The organism is Pedobacter sp. R-06 (assembly GCF_049913135.1).
Taxonomy (GTDB): domain Bacteria; phylum Bacteroidota; class Bacteroidia; order Sphingobacteriales; family Sphingobacteriaceae; genus Pedobacter.
Genome location: NZ_CP183977.1, coordinates 5,845,528 through 5,864,911 on the forward strand (window position 1 = coordinate 5,845,528; position 19,384 = coordinate 5,864,911).

Genomic DNA, 19,384 nt, shown 5'->3' on the forward strand with positions numbered 1-19,384 from the left:
TCAAAACCCGTCTACATTTTTTTAACTTAGCGGCAAACCTCGATAATGGATAACAAAAAGCTACTGGCAGATTTACTTGCGCAACCTGGAAAGGTTGGATCAGAGCATGTATCCATGTTGCAGGAAATGGTGACGCAATTTCCATATGCTCAACCTATTCATTTACTGTTAGCCAAGGCTAATGCATCAGCAGTGCCCAAAGCCGCGCTCTATAGCCAGGGACATGTACTGTTCCATATATTAAATATGGTTTCAGTCCGCGAAACAACAGAAGAAGAAATTAACGAGGCAGCTGCTGAAAATACTCAGGATAAACAGGTCGTTTTTGAAGAAATAGCTCCAGATCTTCACTCAGAAAACCCAGTAATTCCTATAGAAATGCCAAATCACCTGCCAGGTATTGATAGTCATTTCATGGACTTACCTGCAGATGATGATTCTTTTATTGAAAGTGTTGCTGCTACCGATTTTTTTGCCTTTGAACAAAAACTAAGTACGGATGTGGTTACGGCCGCACCAGAAATTGAAACGGTTGTTCCTGATGAGCCTGAAAGGAATTTTGTTTCGCAATATAACGACGATAAGCTTCCGTACACGTTTTTATGGTGGTTGGCTAAAACCCGTAAAGAGCACGAGCAGATTTTTCAGCCTTATGCTCACCCTAACGCTGGTAAGGTAAAACCACAGCCACAAAACAACCAATTGCAAGAAAGAGCTGAGTTTCAACAGCAATATGTGGAGCATATCTTTCACATTCAAACTCCTTTCGAGGTAGCCGATCATTTAGCAGAATATCCTTCTGCCGAAATTAAAGATGCAAAGGGAGCTGAAATTATCGAGCGGTTCTTAAAAGAAGATCCAACAATCAAGCCTCCAAAGCCAGAACAGATAGACAATGAAAATAAGGCAAAGAAAAGCGCAGAAGATAATTACGACCTTGTTTCGGAGACTTTAGCTAAAATTTATATCGAGCAAATGCTTTATCACAAAGCCATAGATACTTATAAAAAATTAAGTTTGAAATATCCGGAAAAAAGCCGTTACTTTGCCGACCTTATCCAATCTATAGAAAAGAAATTTTAAAATATAATATTACCATGGTAACCTTTTTAATCATTTTATTAATTATTGCGTGTGTGGCCTTAGGCTTATTTGTTTTAGTACAAAACCCTAAAGGTGGAGGTTTAGCTACAGGCGGTGGCACCAGTAACATGTTTGGTGTACAGCGTACTGGCGATGTTTTAGAAAAAGGATCGTGGGTATTGTTAACCGTTATAGTAGTGTTAACCCTTGCTGTTACTACAATTGCTAAAACCAGCGGTGGTACTGCTGCAGTTGGAAACTCAGCTATACAAGAGCGTTTAGATAAAACGCCATCACCATCTCCACTTGGCGGAAATTTAAACGGCACTAAACCTGCTGCTTCGACTCCGGCTAAAACAGATTCGACAAAGAAATAAGTAATACTTATCCGTATTTTATAAAGCTTTCCTCAAAAGGGAAAGCTTTTTTGTTTTTTAACGAAGCGGTATCATAAATATAGAATTGTCATCCTGAGCCTGTTGAAGGACCTGTTTAGATTCCTCGCAAAGCGTTTCGACTACCTGTCCCGATTCATCGGGAAGCTCTACGTGACAAGTTTAAATGGAATCACAACTTATGATACAACCTCTTTTGTTTTTTTAATACTCCGTAAAAAATGAATCAATAGCCTTTGTCTCTTAACACACATTTAACATAAAAAGCTTTAAATTGCAGCATGAAATTGAGTGTGCTGGTTTTATTTACTGCTCTTGCCGTTGGTCTTTCCATCGGGATGGTTAATTTTTATTTTCAGCATAGCCTGTATTACATGGCTATTTCTTTTGGCGTATCGTTTCTGTGCAGTTTTTTGGTTTTTTATTATCTGTTGGAAAAATATATTTATACCAAAATCAAACTCATCTACAAACTCATCCATAACCTTAAATTAGGCAAAGATTTAAAAGATGCGCTTGGTGAGTACGTGAGCTCCGATCCGATTAATGATGTTGAGCAGGAAGTAAAGGAGTGGGCAGGCGCAAAGAAAAAAGAAATAGATTTATTAAAAAAACAGGAACAGTTTAGAAGAGAATTCCTTTCAAATGTTTCGCATGAATTTAAAACCCCGCTTTTTGCCATCCAGGGCTATATCGAAACTTTACAGGACTGTTTGGTAGATGATCCGGATCAGGCTGTTTTATTCCTAAAAAAAGCAGAAAACAATGTAGAGCGACTGAGTTATTTAATCAATGATTTAGACGTTATTTCAAAATTAGAAACAGGCGAATCGCCAATTAACTACCAGAAATTCGATTTTGTACAATTGGCGAAAGAGGTAATGGAAAACCTCGAAGATCGTGCTGAAGCAAAAAACATTAAACTCTTTTTTAAAGATAAATATACTGCCATTACACTGGTTTCGGCTGATCGTGAAAAGATTAGGCAAGTGTTAATTAACTTGCTGGTAAACAGTATTAAGTATGGTATTGATGGTGGCGAAACAGCCATTAAAATTTTTGAACTGCACGACCAGGTTTTGATCGAAGTTACCGATAATGGCATCGGTATAGAAGAAAAACATTTGTTGCGCTTATTTGAACGCTTTTATCGCATCGATACCCACCGGGCGAGAGAAGTTGGAGGTACGGGTTTAGGCCTAGCCATTGTAAAACACATTTTAGAGGCACACCAACAAACCATTTCGGTAAGAAGTACACCGGGCATAGGTACTACCTTTGCTTTTACACTACAAAAAGGCGGATAATTTGCATCTTTTTAGCAGTACACAAGCCTTAATTCTTTTGTTACGAAGGCACTAATTACACAGAAGCAGGGCAAACTAATACACTAATGGCCCAATGAACTTCTTTAATTATTTCATTGTCAGTTACCTAAAAGTATAGAAATAAGCTACGCCTGGCTAAATAAGCTAATAATTAGTTAATATAATTAAGAAATTAACATTAACTTAACATTGGGCTTGTAGCTTTGCAACATATTAAAAATTAACATGAACAATATTTTTAAGTTCTTTACACCTCAAGACAAAAAGTTTCATCCGCTTTTCGAACAAGCAGGTAGCAATGCATTAAAAATTGCAGAAACCCTTTTAGAAATGGTTAGCACGGGTGATGCTGAAAGCAGAAAAACAATTTTTAAAGAAATTGAGCGCTTGGAGCATGTAGGTGATGATATTACCCATTCAATTTTTCTTGAACTGAGCAGGAACTTTATTACGCCATTTGATAGAGAAGACATCCATGCATTGGCCACTGCCGTTGATGATGTTGCCGATTATATTTATGGTACTGCAAACCGTATGCAGATGTATAACATGAATACCATTAACGAGCCGATTGTTAAAATTGCCGAGCTTTTGGTAGAAATGTGTACTGATATTGATAAAGCAATTAAAGAATTACGCAGTTTCAAAAATATCCGTGTAATTGCCGATGCTTGTATCCGTATTAACAGTGGCGAAAACCAGGCTGATTATGTATTTACATTAGCGGTAGCCCGTTTATTCGAATACGAAACCAATGCGATTGAATTAATTAAACAAAAAGAGGTTTTACAAACGATAGAAAAAGCGACAGATAAGTGTGAGGATGTGGCGAATGTGCTTGAAACTATCTTGGTTAAAAACGCTTAATAAAAAACAAACATGGTAACTACCTTATTGGTTGTTGTTGTAATTCTGGCTATTGCTTTCGATTACATTAACGGCTTTCACGATGCCGCTAACTCGATTGCAACAGTTGTTTCTACAAAAGTTCTTACGCCTTTTCAGGCGGTTTTGTGGGCTGCGTTGTTCAATTTCGCTGCTTACTTTTATTTTACCGACCACAAAGTAGCCAATACAGTTGCTAAAACGGTAATCGAAAATTATATCACTTTAGAAGTTATTCTTGCAGGTTTAGTTGCTGCAATTATCTGGAACCTTTTAACCTGGTGGTATGGTATCCCTTCAAGTTCGTCACATACCTTAATTGGCGGTTTTGCTGGTGCAGGTATGACACATGCTTTACTTATAGGCGCTAGCCCGCTTGATGCTGTAAACATGGGTTATGTAATAAAAATTGTTTCTTTCATTGTACTGGCACCGATAATCGGTATGGTTATATCAGTTGTATTAACACTGATCATTATCAATATCTGTCGTTATGCTAAGCCAGCAACTGCCGAGAAATGGTTTAAACGCCTACAATTGCTGTCGTCTGCTGCATTAAGTTTCTTTCACGGGGGTAATGATGCACAAAAGGTAATGGGAATCATTGCAACAGCTTTAATCGCTTCAAAAGTAATTCCTAATTTCGAAGCCATGCCTGCATGGGTACCAATTGCCTGTTATTCGGCAATATCGTTAGGTACAATGAGCGGGGGATGGAAAATTGTTAAAACAATGGGTTCCAAAATCACCAAAGTAACCGCACTGGAAGGTGTTGCTGCTGAAGGTGCTGGAGCAGTAACTTTAGGTATTACAGAGCATTTCGGTATTCCGGTTTCTACAACGCATACCATTACGGGTTCGATTGTGGGGGTTGGTGTAGTAAAAAGCGTTTCTGCAGTACGTTGGGGTGTAACCATCAACTTAATCTGGGCCTGGATTTTAACTATCCCGGTTTCGGCCACATTAGCGGCCATTATTTATGCGGTGATCTATTACTTAAAATAAAAACAAAATCCTTTAATATACCTAAAAGACCAAGGCTAATTGCCTTGGTCTTTTTTGTTGGTGTTAGTTTTTTACCACAGAGAGCATTTAGGTTTATGGTGTTTACCACAGAGGCCACGGAGTTTTTACACGGAGTAACACCGAGCTTTTGGGCCTAACTTCATGTCCTCTGTGCTTTTTCTCTATGTCCTCTGTGGTTTTCTTCAAGTACGCCCAGACTGACATGCGAGTGAATTTTAAAAAAAATAGAAAGTTATTAGGAAATATTGGGTGCGTGAAACCTTTTGCTGAGCCCGTAATAAATGGCTGAAAATTAAAACTTAACGCTTATTTCTACTAAATCAGTTCCGTTTTTAGGCAATACCCAATCCGGGCCTTCTTGAATCAGTCGTTTTGCCTCCGCATCAGCTTTTTTGTTAAGGGATTTTATAACAGCAATGTTTGTTGGCCGCCCGTTCTTTTTAACTTTGAAACTTAAAATCACAAATTGCTCCGGGCCTTTAGGGTTATAAAGCTTATTGTTATTCTCTAAGTATTGGTTATAGTTGATGGTAGACACGGGAACAGGTTTCGTAATGCTATCAGCTGATTTCCCATCCAGGTTTTGTTCTGCCCGCAATGTGATTTTTGGTGCAGCAATATTTTCTTTTTTATGACCGTTCGAACCTGTAATTAATGCAATTTCATTTAGCGATTTATTCCCACTTAAGGCACTTTTTATCGCGTTAGGGTCTTGCAGGCCAGCTACGGGTAATTCTTTAAAGCCAATGGCATTAATCAATAAGTCTTTATCTTTTGCATTGCTATCAGCAGGTAAATAGAAATAACCTTTAGCATCTGTTGCGGTTACATTTTTAGAGCCAGCTAACTTTACCACAGCACCCTGAACAGGTTGGCCATTGCTTTGGTCTACAACGTTCCCACTAAACGCAATTTTACTTGAGCCTATTGCTGGCGCTGGCGCCGCTACAGTCTCACTTATCGTAACCGGGCTTGGTCTGTAATTGCCAAAGCCTACCGCGCTTTTCGCTTTAGCATGATTGCTCTCGGTTACAATTTTCGCCTCTTTTACCTCGGCCATTTGTTGCTTTGTCCGTTCTAATACAAGTTTTGCTTTAGTGTTTTTCGCTAAATCCCCTGTTTTTGCGGCTGTAATTGCCTTATCTATCAAAGCTGCCTTTGTAGAGTTTTGCGTAACCGTATCTTCTTTAGGTTTAGCTTGACTTGAAGCAATTGCTGTAGTACTATCTAACTGAACCATCACGCCGCCCTGTTTATGGGCAGCAAGTTCTGCATTCCTGCGGTTAGTTTCGCGCATAAAGAATAAAATGCTTACCGCAATAAATGCTACGGTTGCGGTTGCTGCAATACTTAACCTTTGGGTAGTAATGCCCCAAAGCTTGCGTTTTATAGGTTTCTCCGAAACACGGTCGTACAGTTGTTTTTGTAAAATAGAAAGTGTTTGCTTGCGTTTGGGCGATTGTTTTAGTCCTTCCAATGCTTCGGCAACAAAAGGGTCTTCCAAAGCCTGTCTTTCTATAAAGTGCATAGCCTTAGCATCAAGCTTACCATCCAGGTAATCTTCCAGAACATCAATATCTAACCAATCGTTATTCACTACTGTTTTTCTCTATACAAATCTTCAGATTCCGCTTACCATTTTGGATGTAACTCTTAACTTTAAGCATGTCGTAGCCTGTAATATCGGCCACCTCTTTATAGCATTTTTCTTGTAAATAAAATAAATCTACGCTTTTTCGCTGTTCTTCGGGCAAAGTTTCCATACACTTTTCCATAATGGTAAGCTGCGTTTCTTTTGTGTTGTCTATATCAAGATGCACAAATTCGCTATTTTCCACAAAAGTATCGTCTAATGAGACATTATTTTGCTTCGCCGATTTCCGTAGCGCCATTAAACAATGGTTCCGCGTTAAAACATGAAGCCAGCTTTTAAAGTTCTGTACCTCATGTATTTTCAGCTTCGTTACCAGTTCTTCAAAAATCTGCATTACCGCATCCTTGCTTTGCTCTTCATCTTTGAAGTAGTTTAAGCAAACCCCGAATACCAAATGCATATATTTATTGTAAAGCGTACCCAACGCGTCTAAATCGCCCGTATTTCTATACTCGGCAATCAGTTTGGCGTCGTCTTGCTGGGCGTTCCCAGCTGTATTTTTTATAAACCTCAAAAAAATGGTAGCTATTTCGAATTATCTTTCAAGTATAAAAAATATTTCTGAGTGATGAGACATAAACTAATTTTTTAGGAAGAGAAGGTCTTAAATATTTTACGTTGTTCACTATCTTTTTAAGTGGTTTAACATTGTTGCCAAGTGCAAAGGCTTATCTTTGAAGGCAAATAAGAAAGTATGGCAGTTGTTTTGCTAAACATGATTAAACACACAAAAATGAAAAAGATCAATATTTTATCGGCATCACTAGCTATACTGGTATTTGCAAGCCTAAATGTTAGCGCACAGATTAAACTGAGCGATATATTTAAAAAAGTAACCGAAAAACAGGGCACTACCACAGCTGCTACCGGAACGCCATCTACTTTTGAAATAGGACAGGGGATTAAGGAAGCACTGCAAATTGGTGTTTCTGCAGGTGCTGACAGGCTTTCGCTTAAAGATGGCTTTTTAGGCAATCTGGCCGTTAAAATTTTGATGCCTCCTGAAGCACAAAAGGTTGAAAGAACATTACGCGGCATAGGTTTGAACAAACTTTGCGATAATGTGATTGTAAGCTTAAACCGTGCCGCAGAAGATGCTGCTACCGAAGCAAAGCCCATTTTTATATCAGCCATTAAACAGATGACTTTAACCGATGCGACTAATATCCTGTTAGGTAATAAAGACGCAGCAACAGAATATTTTAAAAGGGTAACTACTTCCCAGCTGATGCAAAAATTTAGCCCCATTGTAACCACAAGTTTAAATAAAGTAAATGCCACCAGGTATTACAGTGATTTAACAACACAATATAACCGTTTGCCTTTGGTTAAACCCGTAAATACCAACTTAACCGAATACGTTACCCAAAAAGCAATAGATGGTTTATTTATTGAAGTGGCAAAGGAAGAACTCAAGATCAGGAGCAACTTCAGCTCAAGAAGCACCACATTATTGCAAAAAGTATTTGGTTACGCAGACAAGAAAAAGATTTAATCTGTTTAATTTTGGTTCATGAGAACACGAACCACGGCGGAAAGAAATCAATTGCCACGGTTTGTGTCCTTCTTCCTTGGTCTGTATCTCACAGATCGAATTAGATTTAAGTGTAGGTATTGATTGTGGCTTCGTGGGGAACAGGAACCATAGCGAAGGATAAAATCGACCTGCACAAAGTTTGTATTAAGTAAAATATAGCTTCTGCAAGGTGTCCTGAATAACAGAAACGAAAACTATTTGTAAAATTGCACATGATGAAGTTCAACAAACCATTTGCCTTTGCTTGTATTGTAATTTCAATTACAATAACCGCCTGCAATAGCAATAAATCCGAGGCAGAAAATGCTAAAGCTGTTTTAGATACTGTTTCTTTAAGCAGTAAAAATTTCGCGCTGGCCTATCAAGATGGAGATAAAATTGTAGCCACGAGTATCGATACCATGAAACAGATTTCGTTCGGCGGTGCTACCGATCCGGCAATTTCTCCTGATGGAAATAAACTGGCATATACCCTGAGCGATTCTGCCGGGAACAGATCTATTTGGGTTGCCGATATGGAAAACAAGAGCCAGGGAAAATTGCAGGTAAATAGCCATAATTATTATCAGGCCATGTGGTCGCCTGACGGAGGTGCGATCGCTTTCAATATTTTTAACAGTAAAAACCTATGGAAGATAGGCGTTATAAAAACCGATAACTCGGGATATGTGATGCTCGATAGTGCATCTAAAATAAATGTTTATGCCCCAACCTGGAAAAATGAAAGGGAAATTGTCGGACAGGATCTTACCAAGCTTTACACCTTTAATCGTAGTGGAAAGTTAATCGATACCAAATTGATAGCCGATTTGATCGGGAAAGAATTTTCCATAGCAAGTAGCAACCGTTTCTTTTATACAAAAAACGGAACGAAACTAATCTTTAATGCAGGGAATGCCGATGTTTTGGATGGATTAACTGGACCGAGCGAAGCAGTTTATGTTTTAGATCTGGCCAGTAAAAAAGTGACGCGTATTTCTCCAAAAGGTATAAACGTTCCTTATGTTTTTCTTACTGCCGATGATCGGATTTTTTATAGCGGAGCTGAAAAACCGTTTACGCATAGCAAAATATATGTTTCTGATTTAGACGGGAATATTAAAACGGTAGTGGATAAAGGAAATAACCCAACGGGTGCATTGAAATAACCTATTTATCATATTAAGATTAACATGCTAAATAAAACAAGAATTGTTATTATAGGAATTGGTGGCGTAGGTGGATATTTCGGCGGCTTACTGTCGAAGAAATACACCAGTGAAAATGATGTAGAAGTTGTTTTTGTTGCCCGTGGCGAACATTTAAAGGCGATACAAAACCAGGGTTTAACTGTAATAAAAGGGAGCGAAAATTTTGTAACTAAGCCATATCTGGCTACCGATGATTATAATAAAATTGGCGTGGCCGATTATATCATAATCTGCACGAAAAGCTACGATTTAAAACAAACCATCGAAAAGTTAAAGCCCTTAATCAACCACAGAACGATATTATTGCCACTTTTAAATGGCGTTAGTGCAAGTGATGAAATTTTAGAAATCCTGCCCCAAGCAAATGTTATAAAAGGTTGTGCATTTATCGTTTCCAAAATTAAATCGCCGGGTATAATCGAAAACTCTGGGAACATTCAAAAGCTATCTTTTGGTATGGATGGACCAATAAGCGAAGCGGTTTTACATCTGAAAGATTTAATGCTTGACGCAGGAATCGATGTAACGGTTTCGGATAAAATCTCTACCGCCATCTGGGAAAAATTTATATTTATTTCCCCTACGGCTACTTCCACATCCTATTTCGATTGCCCTATCGGAAAGGTACTGGAAGAGAACCTTGAAACTGTTCTGAAGTTAATTGAAGAAGTAAAAAACCTTGCCCTGGCTAAAGGCGTAACAATTAGTGATGACATTTCGGGTAAAACATTAAATACAATGAAATCGATGCCCTACGAGGTTACCTCATCCATGCACCGCGATTATCTTAATCAAAAACCGCAGACAGAAGTTGAGTCGTTAACAGGCTACATTGTACGCGAAGCCGAAAAACTTGGTATTGCTGCACCGACTTATCAAAAACTGTACGAAGAATTACTTAAAAAAGGATCGCTATAAGTCTTTAAAAATCAGTCTGTTTTGATTTAAAAAATCGATTTTCTGAAAAAAGTAAGGAAAATTTAAAGTAATATTGAGTCTCATCCGTTTACTGGGTTATTAAGCAAAATTTAGTGCCAACAAACGAACCTCAAAATATCATTTCAACGGTTGCCAATTATGGTAAGCGCTTATTCAGTTTCATCCGTGGAAGGGTGAATACAGATGAGGATGCGGAAGATATTTTACAGGATGTTTGGTTTCAGCTCAGCAATCAACCCGAGGCTGGCGCCATCGAGCAGATTAGTGGCTGGTTATACCGGGTGGCCAGAAATAAGATCACAGATAAATACCGTAAACAAAAAGAAGAATCGCTAGAAGATTTCACTTTCGAGGGTGAAGATGGCGAAATCAATTTTAAAGAAATTTTACTTGCCGAGGCTTACTCGCCAGAAGAAGAAAGTTTAAAAAAGCTATTCTGGGATCAACTGTTTTTGGCCTTGGAAGAACTACCGGAGAATCAGCGTTATGTGTTTGTTCAGAACGAATTGGAAGAACGCACTTTTCAGGAACTGGCGGATGAAAGCGGAGAGAATATCAAAACATTAATATCAAGAAAGGGTTATGCGGTAAAACACCTGCGTAACCGTTTACAAAATTTATATCAGGAATTTATTAACTATTAAATTTGCAGACATGATGAATAGAAATTTTAATCGGCGCAAGAAATTTATTTTCTTTTTACCTGTGGCGGTGCTTATTGCAGCGGTATTGGGTTATGTGGTTATGTTTTTATGGAATTGGATTTTACCTGAGGTGGCACATGCAGGCAAACTTAATTATTGGCAAGCGCTCGGTTTACTTGTGCTGTGCCGGTTGCTTTTTGGGAACTTTAATAAAGGTGGCCATGGGGGGCATAATGGTTTCCGTGAACGCGCCCGGGGAATGCGTGCTAAATGGGATTCGATGAATGAAGAGGAGCGGGCAAAATTTAAGGAAGAATATAAACGGAGGTGTGGCGGATGGGGTCACCATCGCAATAAGGAATAATTTGGAAGCCTCGATTAAATTCGGGGCTTTTTGTTTTTATTGTCATTAATTCTATCGGTTGGTGTCTCACCGACCAATACGTTGAAAAATCCTTCGACTCTGCTCAGGATGACATCAGCGCATGAAATTTCTTAGTAAATAAAAAAAATCAAAATATTTTAAAGTAAAAATAAAAGTGCGCCGTCTTCTTATATAAATAACAAAAACAACAGTGTTGGTAACTCAACTCATTTACGGTGAATTGATTACCGTGCTTTAAAATTATAAGGAGATGAAAAAAATATTAAAAACCATAGGATTCGGGATTGTACTTGGCGCAGTCGCTTTCTTCATACCATTTGTGTTCAAATTTATATTGGCCATCGCGCTGATCGGTTTCATGTTCAGAATTTTTATCGGTAGGCGCCACCATTATTTCCATAACCGCTTTAATGGTTTCGAGAATCATTACAACCCAATTGTGCCGATCGATAACCAATGGTACAGGCCAACCGTACAAGGCAATGGAACAGTTAACAACATTAACGTAAATTATTAACCGCCATGAGAGCATTTAGAATATTACTGGCATTGGCTGTTGCCGCAGGAACTTTTTACAGCTTAAATGTACTGGCCGTTCAGAATGGATACCGCGACCGGTTAGATTTTAAAAACAGGCATTATCGTGATGATTGCCGGCAAGAACATCATAGAAACCATAGTTACAGTCACCACAGCAGAAAAATGGATGATACCGTGATTAGTCCTGTTGACAGTATAAACCAAGTAAATAGATAACGTTATGTCACAGGTACTTTTTTTAAGCGATCCATCTCAGGCCGATGTTAGTCCGATTTTAGATATGGCAAACGAACTGATTACCCGGGGAGAGAAGGTAACTTTCTTTAGCTCGGATGAATTTAAAGTTCCTATAGAACAAATCGGTGCTGACTTTAAAGCCTACAATCAGGAACTGAATATTTTTCAAGAGAAAAAGGCAATTGATGAAGAAGCGAAACCTAAATCAGGGTTAATCAGCGCATTGCTTGAGCCGATGAAATTTATCGATGATATTTTGGTTCAGATAAGGGGTTTAAAATTTGATTACGCTGTTTTCTCGCCATCGTATCCCTACGCAAATATTATTACACAGCTATTGGGTGTCCCTAAAACGGAGCAGGCGGCTTACAACTAATATTGGCTTAAGCCGATAAATTAACAGAATAAATAACAATTAAAATTAAACAGAATGTACAACGAACATAAATGCCATTCGGGCAAGATGCATAGTCGCTTTGGTGCAGAAGGAAGATTTGGAAGGCACTTTGGTGGTCCTTTCGGTCACCACAAACATGCGATGTTTAACCAGGGCTTCAGAAAAGTCCCTGCTAATATAGAAGAAACAGAAACCAGCTTTATTATTGAGCTTTTTGCACCAGCTTTGGTTAAAGAAAATTTAAAGGTGGTTACTAAAGATGACGTATTAACCATTTCTTACCAAGCTAAAGAAGAAGGCGATTCAGCTAAAAAGTATAGTCGCAGAGAATATAGCAACGGCACATTTGAAAGAGCTTTTGGCCTAAATGGAAAAGTTTTAGTAGAAAATATTTCAGCCAGTTATGCTGATGGAATTTTGAAGGTTACTCTACCTAAAAACCCTGAAACGAATACACCAGAGAAAGATATTCTGGTAGACTAAGTTTCGTCTATTATAATTTCCAAGCTTCGATTGTTATAAACAATCGGGGCTTTTTTGTTTTTATCCCACCTAAAACGTTGCCCATATGGCTTTCAAAATCATTTAACATATCGATATTAAAATGCGGTTTGCTATTAGCGGTATTTTAAGGTACTTTTGCTAAAAGACATAAACACAATAGATTGAATTTTAACGATTTTAATTTTAACCCCGATTTATACGAAGGCTTAATGGCTATGGGGTATAAAAGCGCTACTCCAATACAAGAACAAGCCATCCCGGTAATTTTAGATAATCATGATCTGATTGCCTGCGCTCAAACCGGTACAGGAAAAACGGCCAGCTACCTTTTACCCGTAATGGATAAAATTAGCAAAGCTGCCGATAGGCACAACAATACTTTAATCCTGGCTCCAACACGCGAGCTTGCGCAACAGATCGATTTACAGGTTGAAGCCTTAGCTTATTTTACCAATATCAGTTCTTTAGCAGTTTACGGTGGGGGCGATGGTATCGCTTATGAACAGCAAAAACGTTCTATGCGGGATGGCGTAGATATTATTATTGCCACTCCAGGCAGACTAATGGCACATTTATCCTCAGGCGTGTTAAAATTGGAGCATTTGCAGCATTTAATTTTAGATGAAGCAGATAGAATGTTGGATATGGGCTTTTACGATGATATTATCCGCATTATTAGCTACCTGCCGAAGAAAAGGCAAACACTTTTGTTTTCGGCTACAATGGCACCGAAAATAAGAACCATGGCGGGTAAGATTTTGCACGAACCGAAGCAGATTACCATTTCAATAGCTAAACCTGCTGAGGGGATCGATCAACAAGCCTATAACATCCACGACCAACAGAAACAGGCCTTATTAACCGATATTTTTAAAAGCGGGCAATACAAAAGCAGTATCATTTTCGTTTCGACCAAGGAAAAAGTAAAAGCGCTGTATAAAACCTTTAAAGGATTGGGCATTAAAGCCGAAGCTTTTCACTCCGACTTAGGGCAGAAAGAACGCGAAGATATTTTACTGGCTTTTAAAAACAGGAGATTGCCAATTTTAATCGGAACAGATGTATTATCCCGCGGAATCGACGTAGAGGGAATCGACTTGGTAATCAATTATGATGTTCCTGGCGATCCGGCTGATTACGTACATCGTATTGGCCGTACGGCAAGAGCTGCAACCAAAGGGACGGCCATTACATTGGTTAATGGAAGAGATAAGCGTAAATTCGATAACATCGAAAAATTAATCGAGAAGGAAGTTCCCCGCATGCCACTACCAGAAAGTATAGCTGCAATGGAAATTACCCATGTGGAAGAAAAGAGACCTCAACATAAGGGCAAGAAAAAGGTTTGGAACAAAAAGAAAAAACCAAAACCTTCGGTATAAAATATTTAAAACGCCATAAGTACATTTCTTATTGGCGTTTTTCTTTTATAAATTATCTTTACGCTAACAATGGCAAACTTCATTATTATAGGTTTATGCATTTTAGCCGGGATTCTTTTCAGAAAAAGCAAATCGCTACCCAATGATGCGCACAAAGGCATTAATGCCTGGATTATCTATATCGCACTACCGGCAGTTTCTTTTAAATATCTACCCCACATTACCTGGACTAAGGATCTATTCTTTCCTATGCTGGCACCAATTTGTGTCTGGCTATTTGGTTGGTTATTTATTGCCCTGTATAGTCGCATCCAGAATATTAGCAAAGCCACTGCTGGTGGCTTAAAACTAACCAGTTCTTTAAGTAATACTTCATTTGTAGGGTTTCCTTTAATTGTGGCTTATTTTAGCGAAAAAGAACTGGCTGTCGCCATTATCTGCGACCAGGTTACCTTTATGCTTTTATCTACCATTGGTGTTATTGTAGCCATCCGCTCCTCGCAGAATCAAAAGTTAAGCCCGAAATTGGTGTTGAAAAAAGTAATGACCTTTCCACCGCTTATTGGTTGTGTTTTAGCGTTGACCCTCCCGCGTTTTATTGACCTTTCTTCATTAGATCCATTATTCGAAAAACTGGCTGGTACGGTTGGCCCGTTGGCATTGTTTTCAATAGGTTTACAGCTAAAATTTGGCGGTTGGTTTAAAGAACTGAAGCACATCAGCTTTGCTTTATTGTATAAACTGATTTTAGCGCCATTGATAGTTTTGGTTATGGCACTTGTTTTAGGCATGAATGGAATGATTACCAAAATAACGATTTTCGAAATGGCTATGCCAACACTGGTAACCGCCGGTGTGGTAGCCGATCAGTATAACCTTAATCCTAAGCTTTCTAATCTGGTGGTTGGAATCGGAATTTTATTGTGTTTTATCACCACGGGTTTATGGTGGTTGGTATTAACTTATTCAGGGCTGGTTTAAAATTATCTCGGTTTTTAACCGCAAAATATGCGAGCGCGGAGGAAGTCTTATGCGCTTAAGTTTGATTAACATTTACCCGCCGTGACCAATTTTAACACAATTTCTTACTACGATCGTCATGCTGAACTCGTTTCAGCATCTTTCTTGCTAGGATAGACCCTGAAATAAATTCAGGGTGACGACCATTAGGTTTTGCGAAAACCTTCGTGCCCTTTGCGGTTAATACCACAAAAAAAGCCGCAAAATTTCTTCTGCGGCTCCTTGAATGATTTAGGTTTAATTACAAAGCTAATTTTTTAGAAATTGCAGATGGAATACCTGCTTTGTTTAATAAAATTGCTGTTGTTTTATATTTTACGTAGTTTTTGGTTACATATAAGTATCCTTTATAATCGTTAGTCGCTCCCCAAGAGTTTTTAACGATATAATATTCTTTACCTGTTTGATCTTTGGCTAAACCAACAATGTGCATACCATGATCATCGGTTGTTTGATAGTTGTCGAAAGCAAGTTGGCGGTTCTCCTGCGTAATTTCCATTTCTGGCTGCGGGCCGTTAAACATATCTGCTTTCTGTTTCATGGTCATATCTGAGAAAGGTGTTTGCGGAACAAAAGCCACACCGTTTTTCCAGCTGAAGTTTTTTTCGCTTACATCTGTAGCCCATGCAACAGTATAACCACCTTTTAAAGCGTTATCGATGATGTCTGTTAACTCGTTCACTTTAACGTTATAAACCTGATCGAAAGACCAGTTATCAGGCACTAATAAAGTAAATTTGCTATAGAATGGATGATCATTGAATGATGAAAGTTCAACATAGTTATCGGCATTTAAACCCACTACTTCCTGAGCGAAAGTTTTTGGCGTGTATTTTTTGCCATTATAGGTAAAGTTTTCTGGTACAGCACCTAAATAAGCATCAATTACACCAGTATAGGCTTTTAACCAGTTTGGGGTTAACTCACCATTTGCATTCTTTACAACCGCTTCTAGTACACCTTTTTCGATATCGCCAAGTTCTGCAGTTTTATTGATTTTAGTACCATAATTTAATCCGGTATATACCTCTTGCGGAACCGCACCATATTTTCTGTACATGTTGATTACATCGTGCAAAGCACCGCCATCGCCTAATGAAACCGCACCATGCATACGCACGTAATTTTTACCTTTTTCTACGTAAGCGTTACGGGCCGAAAAAAGCTGAGATAATGTTACGGGCTGTTTACCCGCTTTAATCATTTCTGATTCTAAAAATGAATTGGTAGAATAGCTCCAGCAAGTACCTGAAGATCCTTGATTCTGAACTGGCGTATTGGCCAGGTTAATCACTTCAGTGAACTTAAAAGAAGCAGCACTGTTTTCGCTTTGGTTGTTTTTTAAAGAATTAACGAGATTGTCTTGAGCATAAGTCGCCGATATAGATAACGACAAAGCCAAGCCAATCACACTGATTTTTGTGTAGTTGATCATTTTTTATGAATAATTAATAATTCAGCGAATGTAAAAATACTTGTTGATTTGGCGCCGGAAAATTTGTAATAAATCAATAACACCGGTCATTTTATTGCAACAATGTTGAATTAACATTCTGGCAAACTGATCGGAATATTGGTTGCCAATCCCCCATCTGATGTTTCTTTATATTTGGCATTCATATCCAGAGCGGTTTCCCACATGGTATTTACTACTGCATCTAAACTTACTTTTGCCTTATCAGGATTGCTTTGCAGGGCTAGCTGACTGGCTGTGATGGCTTTAATGGCGCCCATGGTGTTTCTTTCGATACAAGGGATCTGTACCAAACCACCAATCGGATCGCAGGTTAAGCCTAAGTGATGTTCCATGGCAATTTCTGCAGCCATTAAAACCTGCCTTTGTGAACCGCCTAAACACTCCGTTAGCGCTGCAGCAGCCATGGCTGAGGAAACGCCAATTTCGGCCTGACATCCGCCCATAGCAGCTGATATTGTTGCTCCTTTTTTGAAAATACTGCCTATTTCTGAAGCACAGGCAATAAACTGGATGATTTTTTCTTCGCTGTAACCATCGCAAAAGGTAATGAAATATTGCAATACGGCTGGAATTACCCCTGCGGCACCATTGGTAGGGGCAGTTACCACACGACCAAAAGATGCGTTTTCTTCATTAACAGCCAGCGCGAAACAGCTTACCCAGTCTAAAGTATAATTAAAGCCGTTTCCACCTTTTCTAATGGCTTCTACCCAGCTATTATAATCTGAATACTCACTTTTACCAATTAATCGTTTATTTAGCGGAAATGCCCTTCGCGCCACGTTTAAACCGCCCGGTAAAAACCCTGTGGTATGGCATCCGCGATAAATACAATCGCGCATAACCGCAAAATGCTGCAGGATGCCTTTTTTTGTCTCTGCTTCAGTGCGCCAGGCCAGTTCGTTCTCCATTACGATTTCACTCACCTTTAAACCTGTAGATAAACACCAATGTAAAAGGTCTTTTGCTTTTTCTACAGGAAAGGGAAGGTCTACCTGTGGTTTTTTACTATTGTCTTCTCCTTCTTTTACAACAAAACCACCACCAATAGAGTAATAGGTTTCTGAAAATGCTTTTCCATCTTTTAAAAATGCCTGAAAAGTAACTGCATTTGGGTGAAAGGGTAAACTTTCGGCAAAAAGGAAAAGCAGGTCGTCGTTATAATCAAAATCGATTATTAAATGATCAGCAAGGTTTAATTTCTTGTCTCTTTGGATGCTTTCGAAAGTAGGGGTAACGGCGTCAACATCAAAAGTTACAGGATCGGCTCCTGTTAAACCGAGTAGGATAGCTACATCGGTTCCGTGGCCTTTACCTGTTTTGGCAAGCGAACCATAAAGCAATATTTTTATACCCTCAATTTCATCAATCAAGTTGTTTTGGGTAAGCGAAGCTGTAAACTGTTGTGCGGCCCGCCACGGACCTAAGGTATGTGAGCTGGATGGGCCTATGCCTATTTTAAAAATATCGAAAACTGAAATTTGTTCCTTGATCATTATGAATATAGTTACACAAAGCTATGATTGTTTTATGATTTTGAATAAATTAATTTTGGCCCGTGGTGAAAATATTTTACCTTAGAAAGATCTAATTTAAAGGCTCTAAAATGGACTTCAACAACAACTATCAAGAAATTGATTTAGAATACTGTCGCGCCAGCTCTGGCAAAAGACTCGCCAATTATATCATTGACTTAATTGTCTTTTACATCATTCTTTTTGGCATTTACATCTGTATAGGAATTTTACTTCCTGGAATTTTAGATGGAATTAATGATCTTTTAGACCGATTGATCGCTATGGTTTGTTATGGCTTTATTATGAGTTTAATAGAAGCTGTTTCACATGGGAAATCAATCGGGAAACTCATTACAGGAACAAAGGCAGTAAATTTAAATGGTAGCGAGATCGATTTTCAAAAAGCATTTACGCGAAATATGATCCGCGTGATCCCTTTTAATGCAATTAGCGGCCTCAGTAATCCCTGTGATCCCTGGCACGACCGCTGGTCGGACACGATGGTGGTTGACGAGAAAAAACTGGCCTTACAAACCCAAAGGGTAGGTTTGTTCGACCCGGTTAAAAATCAAACTCTATAATGTCATCATCTTTAAGCATACGGTCTACAAATTTCTGATGGTTTTTGGGCGTTCCCGTTGCCGTCCAGTTTCCAGTGATAATATTGTCTACCAATTGGTGTTTCCCTCGTTGCGGTTTAAGTTTGCTATCGCGGAAAACGTCTTCATAGCTTTCTACGTCGCCATGTGAATGCTGTCTTTTAACAATGCGGTAAAGCCTTTTGGTAAAACGACGGTCGCCAATTTCTTCTAAAAAGGGGAAAATAATCAGCGCCAATAAAACCACAATGGTAACCCCTATAGCTTGTTCGTAATAACCTGAGCCTACAGCCATTCCAATTGCAGCAACAATCCAGATGATACAGGCGGTGGTGAGCCCTTTAACACGGTTTTCTTCTTTGAAAATTACCCCTGCGCCTAAGAAACCGATTCCAGTAACAATGTTCGAGGCAATGCGGTCTTGACTGGTTGGCCCGATTTTAATGGACAGGATGGTAAATAGGGTGGCACCCAAACCAATCATCATCATGGTCTTGAGTCCGGCAGATTTACTTCTGTATTCTCGTTCTGCGCCGATTATGCCACAAAGCAGGGTAGCCAATAGAAATTTATTGATTTCACTTTGTGTAATGAAATGGCTTTGGTCTATGATCTCGTTCATCGCTTTGAATTATCAAAGGCAAA

22 protein-coding genes are annotated in these 19,384 nt (G+C 38.8%); 17 read left to right on the plus strand and 5 right to left on the minus strand.

Going from position 1 to position 19,384, the window contains the following annotated elements:
• Positions 1 to 45 precede the first annotated feature (45 nt).
• The 5 genes from ACN9MR_RS23720 to ACN9MR_RS23740 all read left to right on the plus strand — a co-directional run bounded on the left by ACN9MR_RS23720 (position 46) and on the right by ACN9MR_RS23740 (position 4,696).
• Positions 46 to 1,083 carry a hypothetical protein gene (locus ACN9MR_RS23720; protein ID WP_426326964.1) on the plus strand — a complete coding sequence of 346 codons (1,038 nt, stop codon included), beginning with the start codon at positions 46 to 48 and terminating at the stop codon, positions 1,081 to 1,083.
• Between the two features lie 14 nt (positions 1,084 to 1,097).
• Positions 1,098 to 1,460: a preprotein translocase subunit SecG gene (gene secG / locus ACN9MR_RS23725; protein WP_426326965.1), complete on the plus strand. Its 363-nt coding sequence runs from the start codon at positions 1,098 to 1,100 to the stop codon at positions 1,458 to 1,460.
• Between the two features lie 299 nt (positions 1,461 to 1,759).
• A complete protein-coding gene (locus ACN9MR_RS23730) occupies positions 1,760 to 2,785 on the plus strand; it encodes a sensor histidine kinase (protein WP_029274249.1) in 1,026 nt (341 codons plus the stop codon).
• A 246-nt stretch (positions 2,786 to 3,031) separates the two neighbouring features.
• Positions 3,032 to 3,673, plus strand: coding sequence for a DUF47 domain-containing protein (locus ACN9MR_RS23735; RefSeq protein WP_029274248.1), 642 nt, complete (start codon positions 3,032 to 3,034; stop codon positions 3,671 to 3,673).
• Between the two features lie 12 nt (positions 3,674 to 3,685).
• Complete coding sequence (locus ACN9MR_RS23740; protein WP_057933200.1) at positions 3,686 to 4,696, plus strand: inorganic phosphate transporter; 1,011 nt, start codon at positions 3,686 to 3,688, stop codon at positions 4,694 to 4,696.
• A 313-nt stretch (positions 4,697 to 5,009) separates the two neighbouring features.
• Here the strand turns inward: ACN9MR_RS23740 and ACN9MR_RS23745 are convergent, their stop codons facing one another.
• A complete protein-coding gene (locus tag ACN9MR_RS23745; RefSeq protein WP_426326966.1) occupies positions 5,010 to 6,314 on the minus strand; it encodes a carboxypeptidase-like regulatory domain-containing protein in 1,305 nt (434 codons plus the stop codon).
• The gene (locus ACN9MR_RS23750; RefSeq protein ID WP_426326967.1) at positions 6,307 to 6,885 is read right to left on the minus strand and encodes an RNA polymerase sigma factor; all 579 of its coding nucleotides are present in this window, start codon (positions 6,883 to 6,885) and stop codon (positions 6,307 to 6,309) included. The genes ACN9MR_RS23745 and ACN9MR_RS23750 overlap by 8 nt, the downstream gene beginning before the upstream one ends.
• Before the next feature lie 219 nt (positions 6,886 to 7,104).
• On the opposite strand from ACN9MR_RS23750, the gene ACN9MR_RS23755 reads away from it, so the two are divergent.
• The 11 genes from ACN9MR_RS23755 to ACN9MR_RS23805 all read left to right on the plus strand — a co-directional run bounded on the left by ACN9MR_RS23755 (position 7,105) and on the right by ACN9MR_RS23805 (position 15,107).
• Positions 7,105 to 7,866, plus strand: a complete 762-nt coding sequence (locus tag ACN9MR_RS23755) for a DUF4197 domain-containing protein (protein WP_426326968.1) — start codon at positions 7,105 to 7,107, stop codon at positions 7,864 to 7,866.
• A gap of 254 nt (positions 7,867 to 8,120) precedes the next feature.
• Complete coding sequence (locus ACN9MR_RS23760) at positions 8,121 to 9,056, plus strand: TolB family protein (protein ID WP_426326969.1); 936 nt, start codon at positions 8,121 to 8,123, stop codon at positions 9,054 to 9,056.
• Positions 9,057 to 9,080: 24 nt separating this feature from the next.
• On the plus strand, positions 9,081 to 10,016 hold the full coding sequence (locus ACN9MR_RS23765; RefSeq protein WP_426326970.1) for a ketopantoate reductase family protein: 936 nt from the start codon (positions 9,081 to 9,083) through the stop codon (positions 10,014 to 10,016).
• Between the two features lie 113 nt (positions 10,017 to 10,129).
• Complete coding sequence (locus ACN9MR_RS23770; protein ID WP_057933206.1) at positions 10,130 to 10,681, plus strand: RNA polymerase sigma factor; 552 nt, start codon at positions 10,130 to 10,132, stop codon at positions 10,679 to 10,681.
• Positions 10,682 to 10,691: 10 nt separating this feature from the next.
• Entirely contained in the window at positions 10,692 to 11,045 is a 354-nt protein-coding gene (locus ACN9MR_RS23775; protein WP_207908390.1) for a hypothetical protein, read from the plus strand.
• A 271-nt stretch (positions 11,046 to 11,316) separates the two neighbouring features.
• Complete coding sequence (locus ACN9MR_RS23780; RefSeq protein ID WP_426326971.1) at positions 11,317 to 11,583, plus strand: hypothetical protein; 267 nt, start codon at positions 11,317 to 11,319, stop codon at positions 11,581 to 11,583.
• Positions 11,584 to 11,588: 5 nt separating this feature from the next.
• Positions 11,589 to 11,822, plus strand: a complete 234-nt coding sequence (locus ACN9MR_RS23785) for a hypothetical protein (RefSeq protein ID WP_426326972.1) — start codon at positions 11,589 to 11,591, stop codon at positions 11,820 to 11,822.
• A 4-nt stretch (positions 11,823 to 11,826) separates the two neighbouring features.
• Positions 11,827 to 12,219: a hypothetical protein gene (locus tag ACN9MR_RS23790; RefSeq protein WP_426326973.1), complete on the plus strand. Its 393-nt coding sequence runs from the start codon at positions 11,827 to 11,829 to the stop codon at positions 12,217 to 12,219.
• Positions 12,220 to 12,273: 54 nt separating this feature from the next.
• A complete protein-coding gene (locus tag ACN9MR_RS23795; RefSeq protein WP_426326974.1) occupies positions 12,274 to 12,723 on the plus strand; it encodes an Hsp20/alpha crystallin family protein in 450 nt (149 codons plus the stop codon).
• Positions 12,724 to 12,905: 182 nt separating this feature from the next.
• Entirely contained in the window at positions 12,906 to 14,126 is a 1,221-nt protein-coding gene (locus tag ACN9MR_RS23800) for a DEAD/DEAH box helicase (RefSeq protein WP_057933211.1), read from the plus strand.
• Between the two features lie 69 nt (positions 14,127 to 14,195).
• The gene (locus ACN9MR_RS23805) at positions 14,196 to 15,107 is read left to right on the plus strand and encodes an AEC family transporter (protein ID WP_426326975.1); all 912 of its coding nucleotides are present in this window, start codon (positions 14,196 to 14,198) and stop codon (positions 15,105 to 15,107) included.
• A 280-nt stretch (positions 15,108 to 15,387) separates the two neighbouring features.
• On the opposite strand, the gene ACN9MR_RS23810 is transcribed toward ACN9MR_RS23805, so the two are convergent.
• Both ACN9MR_RS23810 and ACN9MR_RS23815 read right to left on the minus strand, forming a co-directional pair.
• Positions 15,388 to 16,581 carry an aminopeptidase C gene (locus ACN9MR_RS23810; RefSeq protein WP_426326976.1) on the minus strand — a complete coding sequence of 398 codons (1,194 nt, stop codon included), beginning with the start codon at positions 16,579 to 16,581 and terminating at the stop codon, positions 15,388 to 15,390.
• Positions 16,582 to 16,691: 110 nt separating this feature from the next.
• The gene (locus ACN9MR_RS23815) at positions 16,692 to 18,119 is read right to left on the minus strand and encodes an L-serine ammonia-lyase (RefSeq protein ID WP_426326977.1); all 1,428 of its coding nucleotides are present in this window, start codon (positions 18,117 to 18,119) and stop codon (positions 16,692 to 16,694) included.
• Between the two features lie 110 nt (positions 18,120 to 18,229).
• On the opposite strand from ACN9MR_RS23815, the gene ACN9MR_RS23820 reads away from it, so the two are divergent.
• The gene (locus ACN9MR_RS23820; RefSeq protein ID WP_426326978.1) at positions 18,230 to 18,721 is read left to right on the plus strand and encodes an RDD family protein; all 492 of its coding nucleotides are present in this window, start codon (positions 18,230 to 18,232) and stop codon (positions 18,719 to 18,721) included.
• On the opposite strand, the gene ACN9MR_RS23825 is transcribed toward ACN9MR_RS23820, so the two are convergent.
• Entirely contained in the window at positions 18,702 to 19,361 is a 660-nt protein-coding gene (locus tag ACN9MR_RS23825; protein WP_426326979.1) for an MgtC/SapB family protein, read from the minus strand. The genes ACN9MR_RS23820 and ACN9MR_RS23825 overlap by 20 nt on opposite strands.
• Between the last annotated feature and the right edge of the window lie 23 nt (positions 19,362 to 19,384).

What these genes read in the sequence shown, in the direction of transcription:
- ACN9MR_RS23720 (WP_426326964.1), top strand. Translation starts at nt 46, where the DNA reads ATGGATAACAAAAAGCTACTGGCAGATTTACTTGCGCAACCTGGAAAG.
- secG (WP_426326965.1), top strand. Translation starts at nt 1,098, where the DNA reads ATGGTAACCTTTTTAATCATTTTATTAATTATTGCGTGTGTGGCCTTA.
- ACN9MR_RS23730 (WP_029274249.1), top strand. Translation starts at nt 1,760, where the DNA reads ATGAAATTGAGTGTGCTGGTTTTATTTACTGCTCTTGCCGTTGGTCTT.
- ACN9MR_RS23735 (WP_029274248.1), top strand. Translation starts at nt 3,032, where the DNA reads ATGAACAATATTTTTAAGTTCTTTACACCTCAAGACAAAAAGTTTCAT.
- ACN9MR_RS23740 (WP_057933200.1), top strand. Translation starts at nt 3,686, where the DNA reads ATGGTAACTACCTTATTGGTTGTTGTTGTAATTCTGGCTATTGCTTTC.
- ACN9MR_RS23755 (WP_426326968.1), top strand. Translation starts at nt 7,105, where the DNA reads ATGAAAAAGATCAATATTTTATCGGCATCACTAGCTATACTGGTATTT.
- ACN9MR_RS23760 (WP_426326969.1), top strand. Translation starts at nt 8,121, where the DNA reads ATGATGAAGTTCAACAAACCATTTGCCTTTGCTTGTATTGTAATTTCA.
- ACN9MR_RS23765 (WP_426326970.1), top strand. Translation starts at nt 9,081, where the DNA reads ATGCTAAATAAAACAAGAATTGTTATTATAGGAATTGGTGGCGTAGGT.
- ACN9MR_RS23775 (WP_207908390.1), top strand. Translation starts at nt 10,692, where the DNA reads ATGATGAATAGAAATTTTAATCGGCGCAAGAAATTTATTTTCTTTTTA.
- ACN9MR_RS23780 (WP_426326971.1), top strand. Translation starts at nt 11,317, where the DNA reads ATGAAAAAAATATTAAAAACCATAGGATTCGGGATTGTACTTGGCGCA.
- ACN9MR_RS23785 (WP_426326972.1), top strand. Translation starts at nt 11,589, where the DNA reads ATGAGAGCATTTAGAATATTACTGGCATTGGCTGTTGCCGCAGGAACT.
- ACN9MR_RS23790 (WP_426326973.1), top strand. Translation starts at nt 11,827, where the DNA reads ATGTCACAGGTACTTTTTTTAAGCGATCCATCTCAGGCCGATGTTAGT.
- ACN9MR_RS23795 (WP_426326974.1), top strand. Translation starts at nt 12,274, where the DNA reads ATGTACAACGAACATAAATGCCATTCGGGCAAGATGCATAGTCGCTTT.
- ACN9MR_RS23805 (WP_426326975.1), top strand. Translation starts at nt 14,196, where the DNA reads ATGGCAAACTTCATTATTATAGGTTTATGCATTTTAGCCGGGATTCTT.
- ACN9MR_RS23810 (WP_426326976.1), bottom strand. Translation starts at nt 16,581, where the DNA reads ATGATCAACTACACAAAAATCAGTGTGATTGGCTTGGCTTTGTCGTTA.
- ACN9MR_RS23815 (WP_426326977.1), bottom strand. Translation starts at nt 18,119, where the DNA reads ATGATCAAGGAACAAATTTCAGTTTTCGATATTTTTAAAATAGGCATA.
- ACN9MR_RS23820 (WP_426326978.1), top strand. Translation starts at nt 18,230, where the DNA reads ATGGACTTCAACAACAACTATCAAGAAATTGATTTAGAATACTGTCGC.
- ACN9MR_RS23825 (WP_426326979.1), bottom strand. Translation starts at nt 19,361, where the DNA reads ATGAACGAGATCATAGACCAAAGCCATTTCATTACACAAAGTGAAATC.